Raw genomic sequence first — 21,650 nt, 5'->3', positions numbered from 1 at the left:
GGGGGATGCGTACTCCCTATGCTCGGGAAGCGTTCGTTGTTCGTGCGGGCGACTCGCGAAGCGTCGGGGCCGCTCCCGCGCCTGCCGGTGCGGCGGCGACCGGCAGCCGGACCCGGCGGCCGGTCGATCACCTCGCGGTCATGCGGTTCTCCGGTTCATGCGGCCTGTCGTTCATGCGGTTGCGTGTCATGCGGTCATGCGGTCATGCGGTCATGCGGTCACGCGGTCATGCGGTCATGCGGTCGGGGCGGGCGGTGCCGCGGTCGCGGCCGGCGGCCGTCCGCCGCCGCGGGGCGGTGAGGAACCGTGCCGCGAACCCCGCCGGCATCAGGCCCTCGGGCAGTACCAGTCCCGCGGCCGGCAGCGTGAGCGCGCCGCGAGCAGCACGCAGGCCGGCCCGCGCCGGCACTCCCTCGGAGGGCGGGGGCGTCCGGCGTCCAGCCCGCGGGCGAGGCGCGGCTCGCCCCAACGCGTGCGTGCCTCGAGATCGTCGACGGTCTCGTCGCCGGACGTGTCATGGCTCCTCCCGGCCTTACGGCGGTCACCGCGGTACACCCACCGTCACACGGGGAGGAGCGCCGGCACATCGGGGCCGGCACCCATCTCTCTCCGAGCCGGCACCCATCTTTCGTGGTCGGAGGGGAGGGGCGGCGGGGCTCGGTCAGGAGGGGCAGCAGGACGCGGCGATCACGAAGTGCCCCGGGGACGTCTCCTCCCGGGTGTTGGGTGGCGAAGACGTCGCAGAGCCCCCGTGTTCTGGCCGGATCCGTTCGCGTGGACCGTGCCGAGGACCGGATGGGCACGGTCTGCCGCCGTTCGTCCGGACGGGGGACCGGCGGCAGCGCCTCGGTGACCCGGTACGGGAACCGGACAGCCTTGCGCGGCCCCCGGGTTGCGCGGAACGTACGACCGGGACGACGGGCCGGTGATGGCGGCGTGCCCCACCTCTCACCGGCCCGGGACGCGGGCCGTCACCGTTGCCGCCGTGGCCGGGCGTCGCGACGGGGCGAGCCCTGGCTGACGCGGCACCGGCTCGGTATGGTTCGCAGCCCGGACAGCCGTGGTCAGCACCCGAGGGAGAGGAGCCAGGCGACGATGCAGGCGTCAGAGGTCCCGCACGCGGTGGCCGCGGCCCTGTCGACCGCCTCGTCACTCGGCCTGACAGCCGACGACGCGATCGTTCTCCATGACTCGAACAAGCTCACTCTGCGCCTGCTGCCCTGTGATGTCCTGGCCCGGGTGGCACCCGCAGCGCATCAGGTCGCACAGTTCGAGGTCGATCTCGCCCAGCGGCTCGCCGATTCCGGATGCCCCGTGGCCGCTCTCGAGCCTCGGGTGGAGCCACGCGTCCATGAGCGTGGCGGTTTCGTGGTCACGCTGTGGACCTACTACGAACCCGTGACACCTCGAGAGCTCTCACCAGCGGACTACGCCGGTGCGCTCGAGCGGCTGCACGCCGGCATGCCGGAGATCGACGTCCCGACGCCGCGATTCACGGACCGGGTCGAGCAGGCTCGGCAACTCGTCGCGAACCGCGACCACACCCCGGCGCTCGCCGACGCGGACCGGCGGCTGCTCGGCGACACGTTGCGGAACCTGGGGCGAGTCGTCGACGAGCAGGGCGGCGCGGAGCAACTGCTGCACGGCGAGCCGCACCCGGGCAACGTGCTCACGACGAGCAACGGGTTGCTGTTCATCGACCTCGAGACGTGCTGCCGTGGGCCCGTCGAGTTCGATCTCGCCCATGCGCCCGAGGAAGTCGGCGGGCACTACCCGGGTGTCGACCGGGACTTGCTGCGCGTGTGCCGGACCCTCGTGCTGGCGATGGTCACGACGTGGCGGTGGGATCGGCGCGACCGACTCCCCGACGGGCGGCGACTGGGCACGGAGTGGCTCGGCCGGATCCGGGAAGAACTCGACCGCAACGGCTTGACGGGGCGCTAGGGTCACGGGCCGGCCGGTCCGGGACCGGTGCCACCGCAACCGCGGCCGCCACTTCATCCGCAACCGAAAACGCATCGCACCCGTGTCGTCACGGTTCGATCAGCCCCACGCGGATCGCGTACCGGGTGAGTTCGAGCCGGTCGCGCAGTCCGAGCTTCTGGAGCAGGTTGGCGCGGTGGCGCTCGACCGTCTTGGCACTGATGAACAGGATGTCGCCGATCTCCTTCGAGGTGTGTCCCTCCGCGACGAGCTTCAGGATCTCCTCCTCGCGCTCGGTGATGGGCCTGGCCGGCAGCGCGTCGCCCTGCCGGGCCCGGTCGAGGTACTTGCGGATGAGCGTGGTCTCGGCGCCGGGATAGATGAACGGCTCGTCCCGGATGGCGGCCCGGCAGGCGGCGACCAGGTCCCGGTCCGCCACGGACTTGAGGACGTACCCGCTGGCCCCGGCCCTGAGCGCCTCGAAGAAGTACTGCTCGTTGTCGTACATGGTCAGGATCAGGATGTGCAGCTCCGGCCGCAGGCGGGACAGCTCGCGGGCGGCCTGGAGCCCGGTCTGCCGCGGCATGGCGATGTCCAGGACGGCCAGGTCGATGTCCATGGAGCGGGCCTGCGCGACGGCTTCGGCGCCGTCGTCGGCCTCGGCGACCACGGTCAGGTCGGGCTCGTTGTCGAGGATGAGCTTCACCCCGTGGCGTACGAGGGCGTGGTCGTCGGCAAGCAGAATGCGAGCCGGTGCGGTCATCGGGCGTTCCCCTTCGGGTCGGTGACGTCGAGTCGCGTCTCGGTGCCGCCGTTCCGGCCCGGGCCCACGGTCAGGTCGGCTCCGATCAGCAGGGCCCGTTCGCGCATGCCGCGGATCCCGGCGCCCTCGGGGGCACCGCCGACGCCCTTGCCGTCGTCCCGCACGAGCAGGCCCACACCCCCGCCCGGCAGGGTCCGCAGACGCAGCTCCACCCGGCTCGCGCCCGAGTGGCGGGCCGTGTTGGTGAGCCCCTCCTGGGCCACGCGGTAGAAGACGAGTTCGGTGCCGTGGTCCAGTGGCGGCAGCCCGGGGCCGATGTCGAGCCGCACGTCCAGGCCGGGTGTGGTGAACTCCGTGGCGAGGGCCCGCAGAGCGCTGTGCAGGCCCAGTTCCTCCAGCACGCCCGGCCGCAGCCGCCTGGCGATGCGCCGGATCTCGTCCAGACTGGCCCTGACCGTCTCCTGCGCCTGGTGGAGGTCTCCCCGTACGGGTTCCCGGGCACGGTCGGCGGCGTGTTTGATCTGCAGCAGAACCGCCGTGAGGGTCTGTCCGATCTCGTCGTGGAGTTCCTGGGCGATGCGCCGCCGCTCGGACTCCTGCGCGGACAGCGCCCGGCCGCTGCTCGTGGCGCGCTCGGTCTCCAGCCGGTCGAGCATCGCGTTGAACGTCCTCGTCAGCTCCGCCATCTCGCCCCGGCCCGTGACCGCCGGCCGGGCACCCGGCCGCAGCAGGTCGGCCGTGGTCATGGCGCGGGTCAGCCGCTGCAGCGGAGCGAGCCCGATCCTCAGCAGGACCGCGTTGGCGATCAGCATGGCGACCAGCCCCGTCCCGATGACCGCCGCCTCGGCCAGCAGCACGGGGGTGGAGACCGTGACCGGGCCGAGCAGCAGCAGGACCGCCACGACCAGAACGGCGGCGTTGAGGAGGAAGATCCGCCAGTACAGCGACATGCGCTCGCCTTTCTCGGTGGGCTCCCACCTCCACTATGGTCTCCCCGCCGGCGACGGGCCTCCCCTGCGTGATCCGGGGCGCGGCGGGTCCCGCGCCGCCCGGACCAGCCTCGCGGCGGCGCGGCTCCGCGTCCATACGTGCCGACACCCATGTTCGAGCTCCGCGGCGAGGTGGCAACATTGCTCGTCGCCGCCGCGCCCCGAACGGGGCGCCGTGGTCCGTACATCAGTCCGCAGAACCAGAGGGGATGGGCCGTGCCTGCCTCACGGATGAGCACCACGCCACTGCCCGGCATCGGTGTCCAGTACGACCTCACCACGCGTGAGCAGCGCCATCTGTCGGTGGTCGCGCACCGGGACGGCACCCGGACGGTGAACGTCTACCGCGCAGACGACCCCGACGCCTGCGCCCAGTCCCTGCACCTCTCTTCGGGGGAGACGGCATCGCTCATCGACGCGCTGATGCCGGACCACCACAGCCCCAACGTGCTCCACACCACGGACCTCGGCCTCGTCGCCGAGCGCATCGAACTGTCCGCCCACTCGCACTGGAACGGCCGCGTACTCGGGGACACGCGGATGCGGACGGAGACCGGCGCGTCCGTGGTCGCGGTGCTGCGCAGGGCGGAGGCGACCCCGTCGCCGACGCCCGACTTCCGGCTCGCCGGCGGCGACACCCTGATCGTCATCGGTACCCGTGAGGGCATCGAGGCGGCGGCGGCCATCCTCGGACGGGAGTGACCCGCGTGCACTCCGCCCTCTTCCTGATCGAGTTCGGTGCGATCATCCTCGGCCTCGGCCTCCTGGGCCGTGTCGCCGGACGCCTCCGGTTCTCCCCGATCCCGCTCTACCTGCTCGCCGGTCTCGCCTTCGGCGAGGGCGGTCTCCTGCCGCTCGGCGCGAGCGAGGAGTTCGTCGCCATCGGCGCCGAGATCGGCGTCATCCTGCTGCTGCTGATGCTGGGCCTGGAGTACACGGCCAGCGACCTGGTGTCCAACCTCAAGACCCAGTACCCGGCCGGGCTGGTCGACTTCACCCTGAACGCCGTGCCCGGTGCCGTCGCGGCGCTGCTGCTCGGCTGGGGGCCGGTGGCCGCGGTGGTCCTGGCCGGGGTCACCTGGATCTCGTCCTCGGGTGTCATCGCCAAGGTGATGGGCGACCTCGGACGGATCGGGAACCGTGAGACACCGGTCATCCTGAGCATCCTCGTCCTGGAGGACCTGGCGATGGCGGTGTACCTGCCGATCGTCACGGCCCTGCTGGCCGGGACCGGCCTCGCCACGGGCAGCGTCACCCTCGCGATCGCCCTCGGCGCTGCCGGAGGGGTGCTGTTCGTCGCCTTGCGCTACGGCAGGGTCATCTCGCGCTTCGTCTCCAGCGACGACCCCGAGAAGCTGCTGCTGGTCGTGCTGGGACTGACGCTGCTGGTCGCGGGCATCGCCCAGCAGTTGCAGGTATCCGCGGCGGTCGGCGCGTTCCTCGTCGGCATCGCCCTGTCCGGCGAGGTGGCGGAGGGCGCCCACACCCTCCTCAGCCCGCTGCGGGACCTGTTCGCGGCCGTCTTCTTCGTCTTCTTCGGCCTGCACACCGACCCGGCGAGCATTCCGCCGGTCATTCTGCCCGCACTCGCCCTCGCCGCCGTCACGGCCTGCACGAAGGTCGCGACGGGCTACTGGGCCGCCAAGCGGGCCGGGGTCGGTGCCAAGGGGCGCTGGCGCGCCGGCGGCACGCTGGTGGCGCGCGGTGAGTTCTCCATCGTCATCGCCGGTCTCGCCGTCACCGCGGGCATCGAGCCGGCCCTGGGCCCGCTCGCCACGGCGTACGTCCTCATCCTCGTCGTCATGGGTCCGCTCACCGCCCGCTTCACCGAACCCCTCGCCACCCGCCTCACCGGGCGCGGCAGGCCGGCGGGGACGGCTCCGGTGGTGCGGCAGGCCCCGGAACCCCCGGCGGCGGACGGTCCTGCCGGCGACACGGTGGGGGAGGGGGACGGCAAGGTGCTGTCGGACCGGGACGCGGTGGACCGCGCCTGAGCGCCGGCGCCGTTCCGCGAAGCGTCCGGAGGGGTTGCTGCCGGGGGCCGGGGGCCGGAACCCGCACCGGACCGTCCGGCGGGGCGCGCCCGTGCAGGGGCATCCGGGGTACGGAGGCGCCGTGTCCGCCGCGGCGCGAGCGCGCCCCCGGACATGGCGCCTGGCGAAGACCCGGACCTGCAGTCGTGCCCAGTCGCGTCGTCTTGGACCGGCCACCGCGGTGGCCGGTCCAAGACGACGCGACGCGGTGGCGTCCGAGTGGCCGTGTCGCCCCGGGCAGGCGACGCGGACCGCCGGTCGCGCCGGAAGGTCGGAGTACGGGCGGACCGCCTCGTCGCGTCAGACCGGTGGCGTCGGACTCACCGGCGTGGTCATCGCATCGGTGGCGACGCGCGGACCGGGGATCGGCAACTCGGGCTGCGGGATCTCCGTCTGGTGGACGGAGACGATGCGCCTGGGGGCGGGCACGCTGATGCCCTCCGACCGGTAGCGCTTGTGCAGCCGCTTGATGAACTCGTGCTTGATCCGGTACTGGTCGCTGAACTCGCCGACCCCGAGGATCACCGTGAACCCGATCCGGGAGTCGCCGAACGTGTGGAAGCGGACGAGGGGTTCATGGTCGGGCAGACCCCCCTCGACATCGGCCATGACGCTCTTCACGACCTCGACGGTCACGTGCTCGACGTGCTCGAGGTCGCTGTCGTAGCCGACGCCCACCTGCACGTTGAGCGACATGTGCTGCTCGGGGCGGTGGTAGTTGGTCATGTTGGTGCCGGACAGCTTCGTGTTGGGAATGATCACGAGGTTGTGCGAGAGCGTACGCACGACGGTGTTGCGCCAGTTGATGTCGACGACGTAGCCCTCCTCACCGCTGCTGAGCTTGATGTAGTGACCGGGCTGCACCGTGCGGGAGGCGAGGATGTGCACGCCCGCGAAGAGGTTGGCCAGGGTGTCCTGCAGGGCCAGCGCCACCGCGAGACCACCCACCCCCAGTGCGGTGAGCAGCGGCGCGATGGAGACGCCCAGGGTCTCCAGCATCACCAGGAAGCCCATGGCCAGGACCACGACGCGGGTGATGTTCACGAAGATGGTGGCCGAACCGGCGACACCGGACCTGGACTGCGCCAGGGCCTGCACCATTCCGGCGACGACCCGCGCGACGGTGATCGTCGCCGCCAGGATCAGCACCGTCGTCAGCGTCATGGTGACGTTGCGTCCCACCCGGGCCGTCAGCGGGAGCGCCGAGGCGGCGACCGCCGCGCCACCGGTCACCGCGGCCCAGGGGGCGATCGTCCGCAGACCGTCGACGATGATGTCGTCGCCGCTCCACTTCGTTCTCCCGGCCCGTACCCCGAGCCATCTCAGGATCACCCGGAGCAGTACGGCGGCCGCTGTGCCGGCCGCCAGGGCGATGCCGGCGACGATGAGGTCGTGGAGGGTGAGGGCCCGGGTCACTTCGTACCCCCCGGTGCATACGGGAGGGTGCGGCGGGGCGCGCCTGCCGCAGTGAGTCGGATGTGAGGAGTCGTCACGAGCCACCTGTGCGTGTCGGGATGCCGTTGTGCGTCGCGCCGGGCCGTTCGGATCCGTCCGGCGCGCGAGTCATCCTGCCGCACCTGTCGTACTGTCACATGATCGGCCCCGGTGTGGGGCCCGCGCCCTGGCGCATCGTTCACGCCGCCGTAGGAGGCCGGCGCCCTCGAGGCGCACTCCGGGTCGCGGTTCGGCCCGCCGATCGAGTCCCGACCGAGGCGGCCGGGGCGAGCGCCGGCTCTGCTGGTAGCGCCGCAGTCCGCGGCTGTGCCGTGCCTCTCCGGGCTCCGGGAGACACCCGACCCCTGCCGCCTGACGTGACCACCGCGTTCGTCCCCGGCTCCGGGCCCGGCCCCGCCCAGGCGGTGCGCCACATGCGCGGCGGCACGGCCGTGAACGAGCGCGGCGCGATCGCGACTCCACTCCACCGTCCGGATCCACCGAGCACGACCCCCGGCGGAGCGGGCGCTTCGCAGTCCCGCCGCGGATTCGGCAGAGAAGCGGGCCTCGGTACCTGCTGACGGACTACGTGTTCCCTGGTGTCCAGGCGGGACTCCGGGGCCGGCACCCCGGGCGGCGCGTCCGCGGAGCCGCGTTCCGCCGTCCGGGACCGGCGGAACGCGAACACCACCGTCACGGACCGCGCCGGCGAGCGCCGGCTCCGTGACGGACGCTGGGACCGGCACGGTCACGGCCACTGGCGCGACGACGAGGACGGCCACTGGTAATGGCACGGAGACGACCGTCGCACCCACCAGCGCTACGACGGCCACCCCTACGCCCGCTGGACCGACGGCACAGGGGTCGTCGTCCTGCTCGACCGCGGGCACGACGTCGGCCGGTGCGTCGGCCGGATTCTCGGCGCCCGGCGTGAGGAAGGCCACTGCGTCCGGGTGACGTCCGGGCGGGGGCCCGCGTCGGCGCCCCGCGGCGGTCCGCGTCCGTCCCGCGCGCGGCACAGCACGGGTCGGAGTCAGCCGTCGGCACCGGGCGGCGGGGGCGGTGACGGAAGCCGGGGCGGGAGGCCCGGCGGCACGATCCACGGCTCGGCGGGGTGTCTTCGTCCGTGTGCCGGCGGGGATCCGGGTGAGGGCCGGTCCTCGTCCTCCCCGGCGCGGGACGCGTCCGAGGAACCTCCGCCTCGGGCGTCCTGCCGGGCCTGGACCCGGACGAGGCAGCTGAGTTGGTCGTGCCTGTGGGAGTCGAGCCAGTAGGCGTCGACGCAGGACGCGGCCGGTGCGAGTGCGGTCTCCCTGCCGATTGCGTTCATGCCTGGGAAACGACCGACTCGGGCGAGAGGGAACGACACCCGTCGCCGTCGCAACCGAAACGTCATCCGGAACGTGCCCCCGGTGGTCGGTGGTCGGCGGTGCGTGAGCACACGGCCACTCCGGGTCGTGTCGGCTGGTGGAAACGGCGCGTCCGTGTGATGCCGGGCATAGGAGGCGCGTCACGTCCTAAGCGCGGTAGTGGAGCTGAGGGCGGGGCGGCCTTCAGGGAACGCGCTCGATACATCGAATCGGACATTTCTCCGTAGACCGGTAGTACGTCACATCTTTGCGTTCGGGCAGGTGGGCCCTCCACGATGGCTGACGTTCCGGGGAGTGAGTGCCGGGCCGAGCGGGTCGCCACCCGCGCCGATCGCTCAGCTCCTGCCGAACCGCCCATGGTTCCTCCCCACGCAGTCCACCATTGGAGTCCTCCCGCATGACCGCTCGCACGCAGTCCACCACCGGCCGCATCGCCCGTCTCCGCAAGCTCTCCGTCGCCGGTGTCGCCACCGCCGGTGCCGCGGCAGCGGCTCTCACGCTGGCCCCGTCGCCGGCGCACGCCGCCGAGCAGGCTTCGGTGAGCGCCGCGTCCGGCAGGACTGTGGCGGCCGAGGCTCCGGCGAAGAAGGCGAAGAAGGCGAAGCAGGCGAAGAAGGAAAAGAAGCAGTACAAGGACAACCTCGACGGCTGGATCCGTGAGGCCCTGGACATCATGGAGTCCGAGGACATCCCGGGCAGCTACGAGGGCCTGCACCGCAACATCATGCGCGAGTCCGGCGGCAACCCGAACGCGCAGAACAACTGGGACGTCAACGCCCAGAACGGCACCCCGTCCAAGGGGCTGCTCCAGGTCATCCAGCCGACCTTCGACGCTTACCACGTCAAGGGCACCAAGCACGACGTGACCGACCCGGTCGCCAACCTCACCGCGGCCGCCAACTACGCCGCCGACCGCTACGGCTCCATCGACAACGTCGACTCCGCCTACTGAGCCGCCGGGCCTCTCCCGGAGCGGGCCGGATCCCGGCCCGGCGCCGCCTCCGGAACCCTGCCCCCCCTCACCCGGCGCGGCCGGCGCCTCCGTGCCCGCCGCCGTGCTCCGAACGGTGAACGCGCGCCCCTGTTCCCGCCACCTTGGCGGTGACGGGGGCGCCTCTGCCATTCCGTACGTCCTTCTTCCGTCAAGGTGCACCGCCCTCGCTCCGAGCGGGCCGTCCCGCGCCGGTGTGGTCCGAGACGCCGGTCAGGAGCGGTGGCTCCGGGCGGGGGCTTCCCCAACCGTGAACCGGCGGCCTGCACGGAGAGCGGCGCGGGCGCCGGTGCCGCGGCCGGTTGTTCGCCCCGATGTCTCCAACGCCCTCTGGTAAGGCGTCACTCGCGCCGCGATGCTGAAGCGCCGTCACGTGCGCACCGGGCGCGCGTGGCCGCCAGCCTTCACCGGAGTCGCCGTGCTTTCACCTGGACTGAGAAGAAGCGCGACCGTTGGACTGAGAAGAAGCGCGACCGTCGTGGCAGTGTGCTCGGCCCTGGCAGTCGGAGCCGCAGGGCCGGCCGCCGCCGGGTCCTTGTCCCCGCCCGACCCCCTTCCGCGGTCCGCGGCCCAAATGCTGCGGCCCGTCTCCCCGCCGGCCGCGAGTGACGCCGACCGTACCGGCGCCGACCCGGGCGGCAGGGGCCTCGAGAGCTTCACCGTCGCCGACGGGGACGGGCTGGAGACGGCCCGGACCAGCCGCCCGCTGGCCCCCGGCGTCGAACTGAACTCGTACGACCGGCTGGAGTCCGACAAGTGGCTCCGCGTCGACTCCCTGTCCGTCGACCTCACCCGGGGTACGAGGGTGGACTATCTCCACCCGGGCAAGGTCGCCGCCCGGAGAACGGTGTCCCAGATGGCCGCCGAGCACGATGCCGGCCCCGGACGCCGTACCGTCGCCGCGATCAACGGGGACTTCTTCGACATCAACCAGACCGGCGCCCCCAACGGCATCGCCCTCCGGGAAGGCCGCCTGCTCAACTCGCCCTCCGCCGGCCACCACCGGGCCCTCGGCTTCGGTCCCGGTAACACCGGCCGGGTGCTCCGGCTGTACTTCGACGGCACACTGACCCTGCCCGCCGGTACCCGCCCTCTCGCCGCGCTCAACGCGGCGAACGTCCCCGCGAACGGCGTCGGCGCGTACAACGCCCAGTGGGGCGAGGCGGACCGGGCCCTCACCGTCGACGGCGCGCAGCGCACCGCCGAAGTCGCCGTCACGGACGGCAAGGTGACCGCCCCTGCCGGCCCGCCCGGCAAGGGACCGGTCCCGCCCGGTACGACCGTGCTCGTCGGCCGGGACGCCGGCGCGGACGCGCTCGGCGCACTCGCCGTCGGCGACCCGGTCACCCTTGAGTACCGCCCGCGCGCCGCCACGGGGCGGGTTCCGCGCACCGCGATCGGCGCCAATGAACTCCTCGTGGTCGACGGCATGCCCGTCGACCACGAGGGTGGTGGGAACAACACCGCCGCGCCCCGTACCGCGGTCGGTTTCTCCCGGGACGGCGGCATCATGCAGATCCTGACCGTCGACGGCCGTCAGGCCGACAGCGGCGGGGTGACCCTCACCGAACTCGCCCTGATGATGCGGCGCGCGGGTGCCCACAACGCCGTCAACCTCGACGGCGGCGGTTCCTCCACCCTCGTGGCCCGCGAGCCGGGCAGCGACACCGTGCAGGTCGAGAACAGCCCCTCCGACGGCACCGAACGGGCCGTGCCCAACGGCCTCGCCCTCACCGCGCCCGACGGCAGCGGAGAGCTCAGGGGCTACCGGGTCGAGACGGCGGTGGACCCCGGCACCGCGCCCACCGCCGACCCCGTTCGGGGCGGCCACCCCGAGCGGGTCTTCCCCGGGCTCACCCGCCGCCTCACCGCCGCCGGGTACGACGAGACGTACGGGCCCGCCGGCGGGACCCCGCGCTGGTACACGGGGAACCCCCTCGTCGGACGGGTCGGCACCGACGGTGTGTTCACCGCCCGGCACAGCGGTGACACGCACGTCACCGCGCGGCGCGGCAACGCCCGCGGAACCATCCGGCTGACCGTCCTCGACGACCTGGACCGCATTCGCGCCTCGGAGCCGCGCGTGGCTCTGGCCGACGCGGAGGCGTCCGGGCGTTTCGGCGTCCTCGGCTTCGACGCGCACGGGACCAGCGCCCCCGTCGAGCCCGCCGACGTCCGGCTCGACTACGACCGCTCCCGCTTCGACGTCGCCCCGGACGCCGAGGGCGGCTTCACCGTCAGGGCACGCGGGGCGGGGCCCGCGGCCGGCCGTGTCACGGCCACGGTGGCGGGCAGGAGCACGGTCATCGCCGTGACCGTCGGCCTGGCCGCCCGGGAGGTCGCGTCGTTCGACGACGCCGGGCGCTGGACGTTCAGCGCCGCCCGTGCCTCCGGATCGGTCGCACCCACGGCCGACGGGCGTACCGGCACCGGCCTGGACATCGCCTACGATTTCACCCGGTCCACCGCGACCCGGGCCGCCTACGCCAGTCCGCCGGGACAGATTCCGGTCGACGGCCAGCCGCAGTCGTTCGGGCTCTGGGTCAAGGGGGACGGAAACGGCGCCTGGCCGACGCTGCACCTGAAGGACTCGGCCGGGTCCGACCAGCTGCTCCGCGGGCCGTACATCACCTGGACCGGCTGGCGGCACGTCGAGTTCGCGGTACCCGCCGGCGTCTCGTACCCCCTGCGGGTCCACCGCTTCTACCTTGCCGAGACCGCCGCCAACCGCGCGTACACGGGCAGGATCGTCGTCGACGACCTCACCGCCGAGGTCCCGCCCTCCGTCGAGCTGCCCGCCGAGCCGCCGCACCGGGACCCGCTCGTCGGAACCGCGGCCGGGACCCAGAGCCGGGACTGGCGCTTCGCGGTCATCTCCGACGCGCAGTTCGTGGCCCGCAGCCCCGACAGCCCCGTCGTCGCCCAGGCCCGCCGCACCCTGCGCGAGATCAGAGCGGCCCGGCCCGACTTCGTGGTCGTCAACGGCGACCTGGTCGACGAGGGCTCGCCCGAGGACCTGGCGTTCGCCCGCACCGTGCTCGAGGAGGAGCTGGGCGGCGCGCTGCCCTGGTACTACGTACCGGGCAACCACGAGGTCATGGGTGGCAGGATCGACAACTTCGTGGCCGAGTTCGGTCCCGCGCAGCGGACGTTCGACCACCGGGGCACCCGGTTCGTCACCCTCGACACCTCCAGCCTCGCACTGCGTGGCGGTGGCTTCGCCCAGATCAGGGAGCTGCGCGAGCAACTGGACGCGGCGGCCGCCGATCCGCGCGTCGGTTCGCTGATGGTGATACAGCACGTGCCGCCGCGCGACCCCACACCTCAGCAGGGCAGCCAGCTCGGCGACCGTAAGGAGGCCGCGCTGCTGGAGAGCTGGCTCTCCGCCTTCCGGCGGGCGACCGGCAAGGGGGCGGCCTTCATCGGCGGCCATGTCGGCACCTTCCACGCGGAGCGCGTCGACGGCGTCCCGTACCTGATCAACGGCAACTCCGGGAAGGCGCCCTCGACTCCGGTGGACGAGGGAGGCTTCACCGGATGGTCGCTGGTCGGCGTCGACCGGGTGTCCCGTGCCGAACAGGCGGTGGCACGGCGGTCGCCGTGGGCCGGGGGGCCGGACTGGGTGACCGTCCAGACCCGCGCGCACGTCGACGGACTGACCCTCGGCGCCCCGGCCTCCCTACCGGTCGCCACCGACGAGCCCGTCACGGCCGTCGTCCGGCAGGGCCAGGGCACGGCCGTCCGCGAGGTGCCGGCCCGCTTCCCGATGAGCGCCGACTGGAGCGGTTCACCGAACGTGTACGTGGGCGATCCCGGCCGGGCGGGACCGCGGCACGTCGCCGCGTACGACCCGTCGACGGGCCTGCTCACCGGACTGCGCCCCGGGACGGCCGTGCTCGCGGTGACGGTGAACGGGACGCGGGCCGAGTCCCGTGTCGTCGTGGCCGCCTCCGCCGGGCACGGGTACGGGCACGCTCCCGGGCACGGGTACCGGACGGCTCCCGCCCACGGGCAGAGCCGGGCACCGGCGGCGTAGCGGCCTCCGCAGGACCGTGAGGAACCGGCCGGCCGGGGAACCGGTCGGGTCGCCGCCGGGCGGTACGGCGCCCGGCGGCGACCCGGCTGCTTCCCCGACCGGTGGCCCGCTGCTGTCCCGGCCGGCGCCTGTGACCGGGCACAACGCCCCGGGGCCGACCGAAATGCGGGCGACGTGCGGCCGTCGTGCTCCCTACGCTCGGCGCCATGAGTACTGCGCGACTCCTCAATGTCGTCGATGTCGAGGCGACCTGCTGGGACGGCACCCCACCACCAGGAGCCGTCAGCGAGATCATCGAGATCGGACTGACCGTGGTCGATCTGCGGGCGCGTGAGCATGTGGCCCGGCACCGGATCCTCGTACGCCCGCGACGGTCCGAGGTCAGCGCCTTCTGCACCGAACTGACCGGACTCACCCGGGCCGAGGTGGACAGGGGCGTCGAGTTCGCCGGCGCCTGCCGGCTGCTCGCCGCCGAGCACGCCACCGGGGCCCGGCCCTGGGCCAGTTGGGGAGACTACGACCGCAGGCAGTTCGCCCGGCAGTGCGCCGCGACCGGTACGGCGTACCCCTTCGGGCAGCGGCACACCAATGCCAAGGCCGTGTTCACCGACGCGCACGCCCTGCGCAAACGCCCGGGCATGGCGCAGGCGCTGCGGATCGCCGGGCTTCCCCTGGAGGGCCGCCACCACAGCGGGGAGGACGACGCCTGGAACATCGGCGCGCTCGTGCTGTCACTGGCCCGACGCGGTGACTGGCCGGAATGATGCGGGCTGCGGGACGCGAAGGGGCCGCCGAGGGGGCGAAGGAACGGACCGGGGAGTGCCGGGCGCCGGGGCGGGACACGGCGAGGCCCCGCCGTGCGGATGCGGGCGGGGTCTCGCGGCGGTGCGCAAGGGGGAGGTGCACCGCGGTTCCCCGGCGGACGGGTGCCGGGGATGCGCACAGTACGCGCCAGCATGGCGGGAAAGGAACCCTTGTGCGGCCAGTCGCCGCACATGATGCGGAACCCTCGTGGAGCAGGTCGCGGCACATGCCCCTGCGGCGGGACCCGCCCGGCCACGTCCACGGCTGACCGCAGACGTGACCTCGCAGGCGCCGCGTGCGCCGCGTCCGTCATCATCTGCCCGGCGCGCGGTGCCTGCCGAGGCGCTCGGGACGCCCGTGGGCCTGGAGCGGCCGGGGGTCCGAGTGCATCATCGAAGAGGAACGGCGGGGGAGCCGGGCGGCGAGGAGCGGCGATGAGGCTGTCGTATGCGGAAGCCCCTGTGCCGCGGTCCGGTGACCGCACCGGACAGGGGGCACCGTGATGTCCCGGCGGCCGCGGCCGAAGCCGTCTCCCGGTTCGTCGCCGGAGCCGCGGTCGGAGCCCTCATGGGACGCGTCGCCAGGGGCGTCCCCGGAACGAGAGGACCGACACGGGTGGGGCCAAGGACCGGGTCCCGAGGACCTGGTCCGGGCCTCCCGGGCCGCGGGCGTGCGGGACGAGCGTGTCCTCGAAGCCCTGCGAAGCGTCCAGCGGGCCGACTTCGTCCCCCGCGCGGAGGCCGTTTCCGCCTGTCTCGACGTCCCCGTTCCCCTTCCGCACGGACAGGTGACCACCCAGCCGAGCCTCGTGGCCCTGATGGTGGAGGCGCTCGGTCTGACCGGTGGCGAGCGGGTCCTGGAGGTCGGTACCGGCTACGGCTTCCAGGCCGCCGTGCTGGCCCGCCTCGCCGGGGAGGTCGTCAGTCTGGAGCGCTGGGCCGACATGGCGGGGCAGGCCCGCCGCAGGCTGTCCCGGGCGGGCGTCGGGAACGTCTCGGTCACCGCCGCCGACGGCACGCTCGGCTCGCCGGAACGGGCGCCCTACGACGCCGTCGTCGTCTCGGCGGCCTTCCCGGAAGTGCCGGAGCCACTGGTCGGGCAGTTGCGCGTCGGGGGGAGACTCGTCCAGCCGATCGGTCCGGGTGGGCGGGAACAGGTGCGGCTGTACGAGCGGACGGCCCGGGGTCTCACACCGCGCCGGACCATCGTGCCGGCTCGTTTCGTCCGGCTCTACGGCGAGTACGGATACCCGCCCGGCACGGACCCGTGAACGCCCTGAGCGTGTCGGCGGCAACGGGTCACGGCCCGAACAGGCCCCGACGGCTGACCGGTTCATCCGGCGAGACCGGCGCGCGCCTGCCACCCCGGGACGTTCCGGCGACGGGCGCACGGCCCGGCGCGGAGCCGGTCCGTCGACGCACCTCAGCGCACCCGTCCGCTCAACGAAGTGACTACTCATGCCGTTGAGTACGCTGACGACGGCACGGACCGGGAAACGACACGGAGCGGGAGGCGGAGTCATGGCGCTGCGCCATGCGGTGCTCGCGGCACTGCTGGACGGGGAGTCCAGCGGCTACCAGCTCGCGAAGGCCTTCGACCTCGGGGTGGCGAACTTCTGGCACGCCCTTCCGCAGCAGCTCTATCTCGAGCTGACGAAACTGGAGAGGGCCGGCCTGGTCGAGGGCCGCCAGGTGATCCAGGAATCCCGTCCGCCGAAGCGGCTGTTCACCATCACCGAAGAGGGTCTGGCGGAACTGGCGCGCTTCGCGGAGACCGCCGCGAAACCGTCGTTCATCCGCGACGACCTCCTGGTCAAGGTGCAGGCCGTGGACGGCGCGCCCATGGCACCCGTGATCGAACAGCTAGACGAACGGGCCGCCACGGCCGCCGCCAAGACCGACTTCTTCGAGCGCTTCCTGCGACGCCTGCGCGGTGAGCTCGACGAGGACGCCTTCCTCGCCACCGCGGACCGCGTCGGCCCGTACCTGACCTGTCTGCGGGGCCTGCGCTTCGAGCAGGAGACGTCCGAGTGGTGCGCCCGGACGGCCGCGGTCCTCCGGGCCCGGCAGGCCCGGCAGACGCAGGGGGGCGTCCCGCGGGACTCCTGACGGCCGTCCTGATGTGGGAGTGCTCGGCCCTGTTGTGGGGGTATCACTGGCCCGAGCTGCGCGTCATCGCCGACGGCGCACGCCCCCTCCCGCGAGTCCATGGATACCCCGGTTGAACGACGCCGCGCCGGGCCGCGTATAGACGGTGGGGTCCAGGCCGCTTCCTGGGCCCCGTACACCTGGTGACACCGTGTCGGTACGACCTTGGGGCCGCGGATGAGGCACGCACGACGAAACCTTCAGCGGATCGCCCGGCTGGCGGCGGTCGGCGGGCTGGTCTGCGGCTCGCTGATGGTCTCCGATGCCATGGCCGGGGAGACACGACCTCCCGGTACGGCCGCGGCACCCACCACACGCGCCGCCGACCCGGGTGGGGAAGTGGTCGAACGGCTCGGCACGTCCCGTACCGCCGGGAGCTGGATCGGGGCCGACGGCCGCCCGGTCGTCGCGGTGACCGACCCCGGCGCGGCGGCCGAGGTGCGCCGGGCCGGGGCGAACCCCAAGACCGTGCGCCACAGCATGGACGAACTCCATTCGGCGACCGAGACCCTGCGAGGAGCCCCCCGGGTGCCGGGCACCGCATGGGCGGTGAACTACCGCACCAACGAGGTCGTGGTGCGCGCCGACCGCACGGTCTCCGCCTCCGACTGGTCACGGCTCACGGAACTCGCCGAGGACATCGGCGGCTTCGTCCGTATGGAACGCAACCCGGGCACGTTCACCACCCGTCTGAACGGCGCCGCGCCGATGTTCGGCGGGAACAGCCGCTGCTCCGCCGGGTTCAACGTCACCGACGGGCAGCGGTCGTTCATCCTGACGGCCGGCCACTGCGGGCCCGTGGGCACCACGTGGTTCGGCGACCGCGGACGGAACGACCGGGTCGGCAGCACGGTCGCCGGGAGCTTCCCCGTCAACGACTTCTCCCTGGTGCGGTACGACGAGAGCTCCGCGCCCGACCCGGCCGGTGCCGACATAGTGGCGATCGGAGAGAACAGGGGCGTGCGGATCAGCGGGGCCGCCGACCCCTCCGTCGGCCAGGAGGTCTTCCGCAGCGGAAGCACCACGGGACTGCGCTCGGGACGGGTGACCGCGCTCAACGCGACCGTCAACTACCCCGAGGGCACGGTCGGCGGGCTGATCGAGACGACCGTCTGCGCCGAATCCGGGGACAGTGGCGGCCCGTTGTTCGCCCAGGGCATCGCGCTCGGCGTCACCTCGGGCGGCACCGGCGACTGCGACAGCGGCGGTACCACCTACTTCCAGCCGGTCACCACCGCCATGGCGTCGCTCGGGGTGGCACTCATCGGTCAGTCCCCCGGAGCGCAGGGAGGCGCGGGGGCGGACGGGCGGCCCGCCGCCCCGGCCGATCCGTCGGCTCCGGCACCCGAGAGCCCCGCGCCCGGTGCGGGAGCCGGGGGCGGGGCGGCTCCACCATGGGGCGGTAGGTCCGGGCCGGGGATCGTCACGGACATCGCCGCCGAGCTCGGCCCCCTCGGCGCCGTCGCCCCCGGCATCGGTGTCATCGGCGCGAGCCTGGTCCTGCTCGTCGTCAGCCGCTGGATCCAGACGGCCCAGGGCCGCAGGAACTACCGGGAGTACTACTCGCAGACCTGGGCGTGAGCGCTTGGTCGGGCCCGGGACCGAGGGACCGGGAAGGAGCGGGAGGGACCGGGAAGGAGCGGAGGCGGGCGGGGCGGAGCTCCGTCCGCGCGGCTCGGTGCACGGGCCCCGACCGCCGCGCTTCCCTCGACGTCCCTTCCCACCCCGGCGCCCCGCCTCGCCGTTGTCCGGCCGCCGCGATGTGATCGGCATCACATGCGAGGGGCGCTTCTTCGGGGGCGGCGTCGGGATGTACGTTCCCGGTCATGACGGACGATCTTGCGTACGCGGGCGTCGCCGGACAGGCAGCGGCCGTCCGCTCGGGCGAGGTGTCGGCAAGGGAACTCACCGAACTGCTGCTCGCCCGCATCGAACGGTACGACGTCACCCTCAACGCCTTCACCGCCGTCATGGCCGAGGAGGCGCTGGCCGAGGCCGGCCGCAGGGACGCCACCGCCGCGGACGAGCGCGGCCCGCTCCACGGCGTACCGGTGGCGATCAAGGAGGAGAACGACGTCGAGGGTCGTGTGACGACGTTCGGCACCGCCGCCAACACCCGCCCCGCGCCCGCGGATTCCGAGGTCGTGCGACGGCTGCGCGCCGCGGGCGCGGTCGTCCTCGGCAAGACGAACATGCCCGAGTTCGGGCTGTTCCCCTTCACCGAGTCGTCGGAGCACGGCAGCACCCGCAATCCCTGGTCCACGGAACGCTCGCCCGGCGGGTCCAGCGGCGGCTCGGCGGCGGCGGTCGCGGCCGGACTGGTTCCGGTGGCCATCGGCGGCGACGGCGGCGGCTCCATCCGGATCCCGGCCGCCTGCTGCGGTCTGTTCGGCCTGAAGCCCACCCGCGGGCGGGTGAGCACCGCGCCGCAGCCGCACCTGTGGTGGGGGCTCGGGGTGCTCGGTCCGCTGACGCGCTCGGTCGAGGACTCCGCCCTCGTCCACGACGCGATCCGCGGCTCCCTTCCCGGGGACCTGTTCCGCGCCCGCGAACCGGCCGGCTCCTTCGCCGCGGCCGCGGCCGCCGAACCGCCCCGGCTGCGGATCGGCTGGTCGACCCGGTCCGCCGCGCGAGGAGTACGGCCGGCGCCGGAGGTCGTCGAGGCCGTGACGGGGACGGCCGGTCTGCTGGCCGAACTGGGCCACCACGTCGAGGAGATCGACCCCCACTACCCCGACCCCACCGCGTCCTTCGTGCCGCAGTTCTTCGCCGGTCTGCGCACCGAGGCGTTCGCGGTGGACGACTACGCCCGACTCGAGCGCCGCACCCGCCAGACCGTCCGTCTCGGCACCTGGGTCCGGCCCGGTGTCACGCGCTGGGCCATGAGCCAGGGGGAGAGAACGGCGGTCAAGGCGAACCGAGTGTTCGACGGGGTCGATGTGCTGCTCACCCCGACGATCGCCGGACTCCCGCCCGCGGAAGGCCGGTTGACGGGCACGGGAACGGTACGGGCGGCCCTGCGGTCCATGCCGATGATCGCGTACTGCGCGCTGTGGAACGTCACCGGCAACCCCGCGGCCTCGGTCCCGGCCGGGTTCACCACCGGAGGACTGCCCCTCGCCGTACAACTCGTCGGCCGTCGTGACGACGAGATGACACTGCTGTCCCTCGCCGCCGAGCTGGAGGAGGCCCGCCCCTGGGCCGATCGCAGGCCGCTGCCCGCCTGAGGGGCCGTGGGCGGTCCGCGCCGGTACCGTCCCGCAGCGACCGGCCGTCCGTACCGGTGCATGCCGACGCGAATGCGGGAGCCGGCGGAGCCGAGGGCCCGTCAGGCGACGTTCTGCTCGGCCCAGATGGTCTTTCCGTCCTCGGTGTAGCGCGTCCCCCAGCGCTCGGAGCACTGCGCCACGAGCAGCAGCCCCCGTCCGCCCTCGTCGGTCGTACGGGCATGGCGCAGCCGGGGCGAGGTACTGCTGCCGTCGGACACCTCGCAGGTCAGGACGTGGTCGCGGATCAGACGCAGCCGCACCGGAGCCCTGGCGTACCGGATCGCGTTGGTGACCAGCTCGCTCGCGATCAGTTCGGTGGCGAACGCGGCCTCGTCGAGCGCCCATGAGGACAACTGACGGGTGGCGGGCGAGCGGGCGGTGGAGACGACGGCCGGGTCGCTCGGAAGGTCCCAGCAGGCGACCCGGCCCGGGCCCAACGCATGCGTACGGGCCACGAGCAGGGCCGCGTCCTGGCGCGGCCGGTCGGGGACCAGGGCCTCCAACACCATCCGGCACGTCTCGCGCACGGAGCCCGGGGCTCGCGCGAGCGCGCCCAGCAGCCGTGCCCTGGCCGCCTCACCGGCATTCCCGGCGTGACCGCCCTGGTACCCGGTCGCACCGGGCCCGGATCTTGTCCTGGAGGATCCGCGCGCCGCGCGCCGGGTCCTGAAGCACCCACGCGCTGTCGGCCTCCACGGCGTCGGCCAGCCGGGGCTGGAGATCGGCGAGTGCCTCGATGGACGGGGAGGCCGGAGGAAACGTGCTGACCTCGCCGTCCGCGTACACGCCCGTCGGTTCCGCCGGGCTGTCCGCCAGGGACGCCGCACCCCGCCCGTTCACCACGACCTTGGCCCAGCCCGCGCCGAGGCCTGCTCGCGCCCGTCCCCGCGCCGGGTCACGCCGCCTGTGCCCATCGCAACCAGCCTCGCCTGGGTCGAAGCCCCGTCCCCTCCCGGTCTCTGTTCCCAGTCTCCTCCAGGACGGGGAGGTCACCACTGGAGACGGTGCGGTCACACGGAAGCTCCGCGCGGGGAGGGGGGCCGGCCGAGCCGGTGCGGCGCGCCCGGCCCCGTCCGCCGTCCGGGGAGCACGCGCGCGTTTCCGGCAGCGGGGTCGCGGCAACCGCGTCCGTGCACTGGCCCGGGTCGCCAGGGGGTGGAAGGCTTGCGGCGCACAGACTGTCGCCGCTCACCGACGGGTGGAGGCCCGACGGGTGGAGGCCCCATGACTCTCCGACGACTGGTCGTCCTCAGGCATGCGAAGTCCGCCCGGCCGCCCGGTGTGGCCGATGCGCGACGGCCGCTGGCCGAGCGAGGGCAGCGCGACGCACCGGCCGCGGGCCGCTGGCTGAGGGACGCCGACTGCGTCCCGGACCTGGTGCTGTGCTCACCCGCCGTGCGGGCCCGCGAGACCTGGGACCTCGCGGCCGGGGAACTCCCCACCGGTCCGCGGACGCGCCATGACCCCCGGCTCTACGGCGCGGACGCCGCGGACCTGCTCGCCGTCGTACGGGAGACCCCGGACGACGTGGCCACCTTGCTCCTCGTCGGCCACAACCCGGCCCTCGAGGAGTTCGTTCTGCTGATGGCGTCGGAAGGTCTCGGCGACACCCTCCAGCAGGTCGAGGAGAAGTTCCCGACCGCGGCCATCGCGGTGCTCACCCAGCAGAAGTCCTGGCCAGAGGCCGCCCCCGGGGGCTCCCTGCTCACGGATGTCGCCGTGCCGCGCGGCACGCGGCACTGACGGAGGATCGGTGCCGGGCGGGGGAGCGGCGCCCGCACGGGCACTGACGGCGGCACCTCCGCCCCCGCGGCACGGAGCCCCCACCCGCGGAGGGCGACCGCGGTTGCGTGGACTGGTCTGCGTACGCGCCGAGTTCCCACCGCCGTAG

Annotated in this window: 17 protein-coding genes and 1 pseudogene; 12 read left to right on the top strand and 6 right to left on the bottom strand. The window is 73.4% G+C overall.

Translation table 11 applies throughout. From position 1 onward, the window contains the following. The first annotated feature begins 1,095 nt into the window (after nt 1–1,095). Nucleotides 1,096–1,944: a phosphotransferase enzyme family protein gene (locus tag QMZ92_RS14180; protein WP_283297733.1), complete on the top strand. Its 849-nt coding sequence runs from the start codon at nt 1,096–1,098 to the stop codon at nt 1,942–1,944. Between the two features lie 88 nt (nt 1,945–2,032). Here QMZ92_RS14180 and QMZ92_RS14175 read toward each other — a convergent pair whose 3' ends face one another. Then, nucleotides 2,033–2,686 (bottom strand): response regulator, encoded by a 654-nt coding sequence (locus QMZ92_RS14175; protein ID WP_283297732.1) that lies wholly within the window; start codon nt 2,684–2,686, stop codon nt 2,033–2,035. Next, on the bottom strand, nt 2,683–3,636 hold the full coding sequence (locus tag QMZ92_RS14170; RefSeq protein ID WP_283297731.1) for a sensor histidine kinase: 954 nt from the start codon (nt 3,634–3,636) through the stop codon (nt 2,683–2,685). Before QMZ92_RS14170 ends, QMZ92_RS14175 begins: the two co-directional genes overlap by 4 nt. A gap of 270 nt (nt 3,637–3,906) precedes the next feature. Here QMZ92_RS14170 and QMZ92_RS14165 point away from each other — a divergent pair, with 270 nt between their 5' ends. Next, nucleotides 3,907–4,377: a cation:proton antiporter regulatory subunit gene (locus QMZ92_RS14165; RefSeq protein ID WP_283297730.1), complete on the top strand. Its 471-nt coding sequence runs from the start codon at nt 3,907–3,909 to the stop codon at nt 4,375–4,377. Nucleotides 4,378–4,382: 5 nt separating this feature from the next. Then, nucleotides 4,383–5,669, top strand: a complete 1,287-nt coding sequence (locus QMZ92_RS14160; protein WP_283297729.1) for a cation:proton antiporter — start codon at nt 4,383–4,385, stop codon at nt 5,667–5,669. A gap of 339 nt (nt 5,670–6,008) precedes the next feature. Here the strand turns inward: QMZ92_RS14160 and QMZ92_RS14155 are convergent, their stop codons facing one another. Beyond that, entirely contained in the window at nt 6,009–7,124 is a 1,116-nt protein-coding gene (locus tag QMZ92_RS14155) for a mechanosensitive ion channel family protein (protein WP_283297728.1), read from the bottom strand. A gap of 617 nt (nt 7,125–7,741) precedes the next feature. Here QMZ92_RS14155 and QMZ92_RS14150 point away from each other — a divergent pair. Beyond that, complete coding sequence (locus QMZ92_RS14150; protein ID WP_283297727.1) at nt 7,742–7,930, top strand: hypothetical protein; 189 nt, start codon at nt 7,742–7,744, stop codon at nt 7,928–7,930. 245 nt (nt 7,931–8,175) lie between these two features. Here QMZ92_RS14150 and QMZ92_RS14145 read toward each other — a convergent pair whose 3' ends face one another. Then, nucleotides 8,176–8,472, bottom strand: coding sequence for a hypothetical protein (locus QMZ92_RS14145; protein ID WP_283297726.1), 297 nt, complete (start codon nt 8,470–8,472; stop codon nt 8,176–8,178). Nucleotides 8,473–8,909: 437 nt separating this feature from the next. Here QMZ92_RS14145 and QMZ92_RS14140 point away from each other — a divergent pair, with 437 nt between their 5' ends. From QMZ92_RS14140 to QMZ92_RS14110, 7 genes are all read left to right on the top strand, one after another. Then, nucleotides 8,910–9,464 carry a transglycosylase SLT domain-containing protein gene (locus QMZ92_RS14140; RefSeq protein ID WP_283297725.1) on the top strand — a complete coding sequence of 185 codons (555 nt, stop codon included), beginning with the start codon at nt 8,910–8,912 and terminating at the stop codon, nt 9,462–9,464. 613 nt (nt 9,465–10,077) lie between these two features. Further along, nucleotides 10,078–13,539 (top strand): phosphodiester glycosidase family protein, encoded by a 3,462-nt coding sequence (locus tag QMZ92_RS14135; RefSeq protein WP_502962050.1) that lies wholly within the window; start codon nt 10,078–10,080, stop codon nt 13,537–13,539. Between the two features lie 206 nt (nt 13,540–13,745). Then, nucleotides 13,746–14,303 carry a 3'-5' exonuclease gene (locus tag QMZ92_RS14130; RefSeq protein WP_283297724.1) on the top strand — a complete coding sequence of 186 codons (558 nt, stop codon included), beginning with the start codon at nt 13,746–13,748 and terminating at the stop codon, nt 14,301–14,303. 683 nt (nt 14,304–14,986) lie between these two features. Beyond that, the gene (locus QMZ92_RS14125; protein ID WP_283297855.1) at nt 14,987–15,613 is read left to right on the top strand and encodes a protein-L-isoaspartate(D-aspartate) O-methyltransferase; all 627 of its coding nucleotides are present in this window, start codon (nt 14,987–14,989) and stop codon (nt 15,611–15,613) included. Nucleotides 15,614–15,863: 250 nt separating this feature from the next. Next, complete coding sequence (locus QMZ92_RS14120) at nt 15,864–16,451, top strand: PadR family transcriptional regulator (RefSeq protein ID WP_283297723.1); 588 nt, start codon at nt 15,864–15,866, stop codon at nt 16,449–16,451. A 216-nt stretch (nt 16,452–16,667) separates the two neighbouring features. After that, nucleotides 16,668–18,071, top strand: coding sequence for a S1 family peptidase (locus tag QMZ92_RS14115; protein WP_283297722.1), 1,404 nt, complete (start codon nt 16,668–16,670; stop codon nt 18,069–18,071). A 245-nt stretch (nt 18,072–18,316) separates the two neighbouring features. Continuing rightward, nucleotides 18,317–19,717, top strand: a complete 1,401-nt coding sequence (locus QMZ92_RS14110) for an amidase (protein ID WP_283297721.1) — start codon at nt 18,317–18,319, stop codon at nt 19,715–19,717. 101 nt (nt 19,718–19,818) lie between these two features. Here the strand turns inward: QMZ92_RS14110 and QMZ92_RS14105 are convergent. Together QMZ92_RS14105 and QMZ92_RS14100 are read right to left on the bottom strand one after the other, a co-directional pair. Next, nucleotides 19,819–20,337, bottom strand: a pseudogene (locus tag QMZ92_RS14105) (ATP-binding protein); the annotation flags it as partial. Continuing rightward, nucleotides 20,336–20,599, bottom strand: a complete 264-nt coding sequence (locus QMZ92_RS14100) for a hypothetical protein (RefSeq protein WP_283297865.1) — start codon at nt 20,597–20,599, stop codon at nt 20,336–20,338. The gene QMZ92_RS14100 and the pseudogene QMZ92_RS14105, both read right to left, overlap by 2 nt. A gap of 384 nt (nt 20,600–20,983) precedes the next feature. On the opposite strand from QMZ92_RS14100, the gene QMZ92_RS14095 reads away from it, so the two are divergent. Then, nucleotides 20,984–21,502 carry a SixA phosphatase family protein gene (locus tag QMZ92_RS14095; protein WP_283297720.1) on the top strand — a complete coding sequence of 173 codons (519 nt, stop codon included), beginning with the start codon at nt 20,984–20,986 and terminating at the stop codon, nt 21,500–21,502. The last annotated feature ends 148 nt before the right edge of the window (nt 21,503–21,650 follow it).

Source organism: Streptomyces sp. HNM0645 (assembly GCF_030056615.1).
GTDB classification, from domain to species: Bacteria; Actinomycetota; Actinomycetes; order Streptomycetales; family Streptomycetaceae; genus Streptomyces; species Streptomyces marianii.
This window is presented reverse-complemented; position numbering and strand designations above follow the sequence as displayed.

Coding starts and splice junctions, on each gene's coding strand:
- QMZ92_RS14180 (WP_283297733.1), top strand. CDS start 1,096: ATGCAGGCGTCAGAGGTCCCGCACGCGGTGGCCGCGGCCCTGTCGACC.
- QMZ92_RS14130 (WP_283297724.1), top strand. CDS start 13,746: ATGAGTACTGCGCGACTCCTCAATGTCGTCGATGTCGAGGCGACCTGC.
- QMZ92_RS14095 (WP_283297720.1), top strand. CDS start 20,984: ATGACTCTCCGACGACTGGTCGTCCTCAGGCATGCGAAGTCCGCCCGG.
- QMZ92_RS14170 (WP_283297731.1), bottom strand. CDS start 3,636: ATGTCGCTGTACTGGCGGATCTTCCTCCTCAACGCCGCCGTTCTGGTC.
- QMZ92_RS14110 (WP_283297721.1), top strand. CDS start 18,317: ATGACGGACGATCTTGCGTACGCGGGCGTCGCCGGACAGGCAGCGGCC.
- QMZ92_RS14115 (WP_283297722.1), top strand. CDS start 16,668: ATGAGGCACGCACGACGAAACCTTCAGCGGATCGCCCGGCTGGCGGCG.
- QMZ92_RS14165 (WP_283297730.1), top strand. CDS start 3,907: ATGAGCACCACGCCACTGCCCGGCATCGGTGTCCAGTACGACCTCACC.
- QMZ92_RS14140 (WP_283297725.1), top strand. CDS start 8,910: ATGACCGCTCGCACGCAGTCCACCACCGGCCGCATCGCCCGTCTCCGC.
- QMZ92_RS14135 (WP_502962050.1), top strand. CDS start 10,078: ATGCTGCGGCCCGTCTCCCCGCCGGCCGCGAGTGACGCCGACCGTACC.
- QMZ92_RS14145 (WP_283297726.1), bottom strand. CDS start 8,472: ATGAACGCAATCGGCAGGGAGACCGCACTCGCACCGGCCGCGTCCTGC.
- QMZ92_RS14120 (WP_283297723.1), top strand. CDS start 15,864: ATGGCGCTGCGCCATGCGGTGCTCGCGGCACTGCTGGACGGGGAGTCC.
- QMZ92_RS14175 (WP_283297732.1), bottom strand. CDS start 2,686: ATGACCGCACCGGCTCGCATTCTGCTTGCCGACGACCACGCCCTCGTA.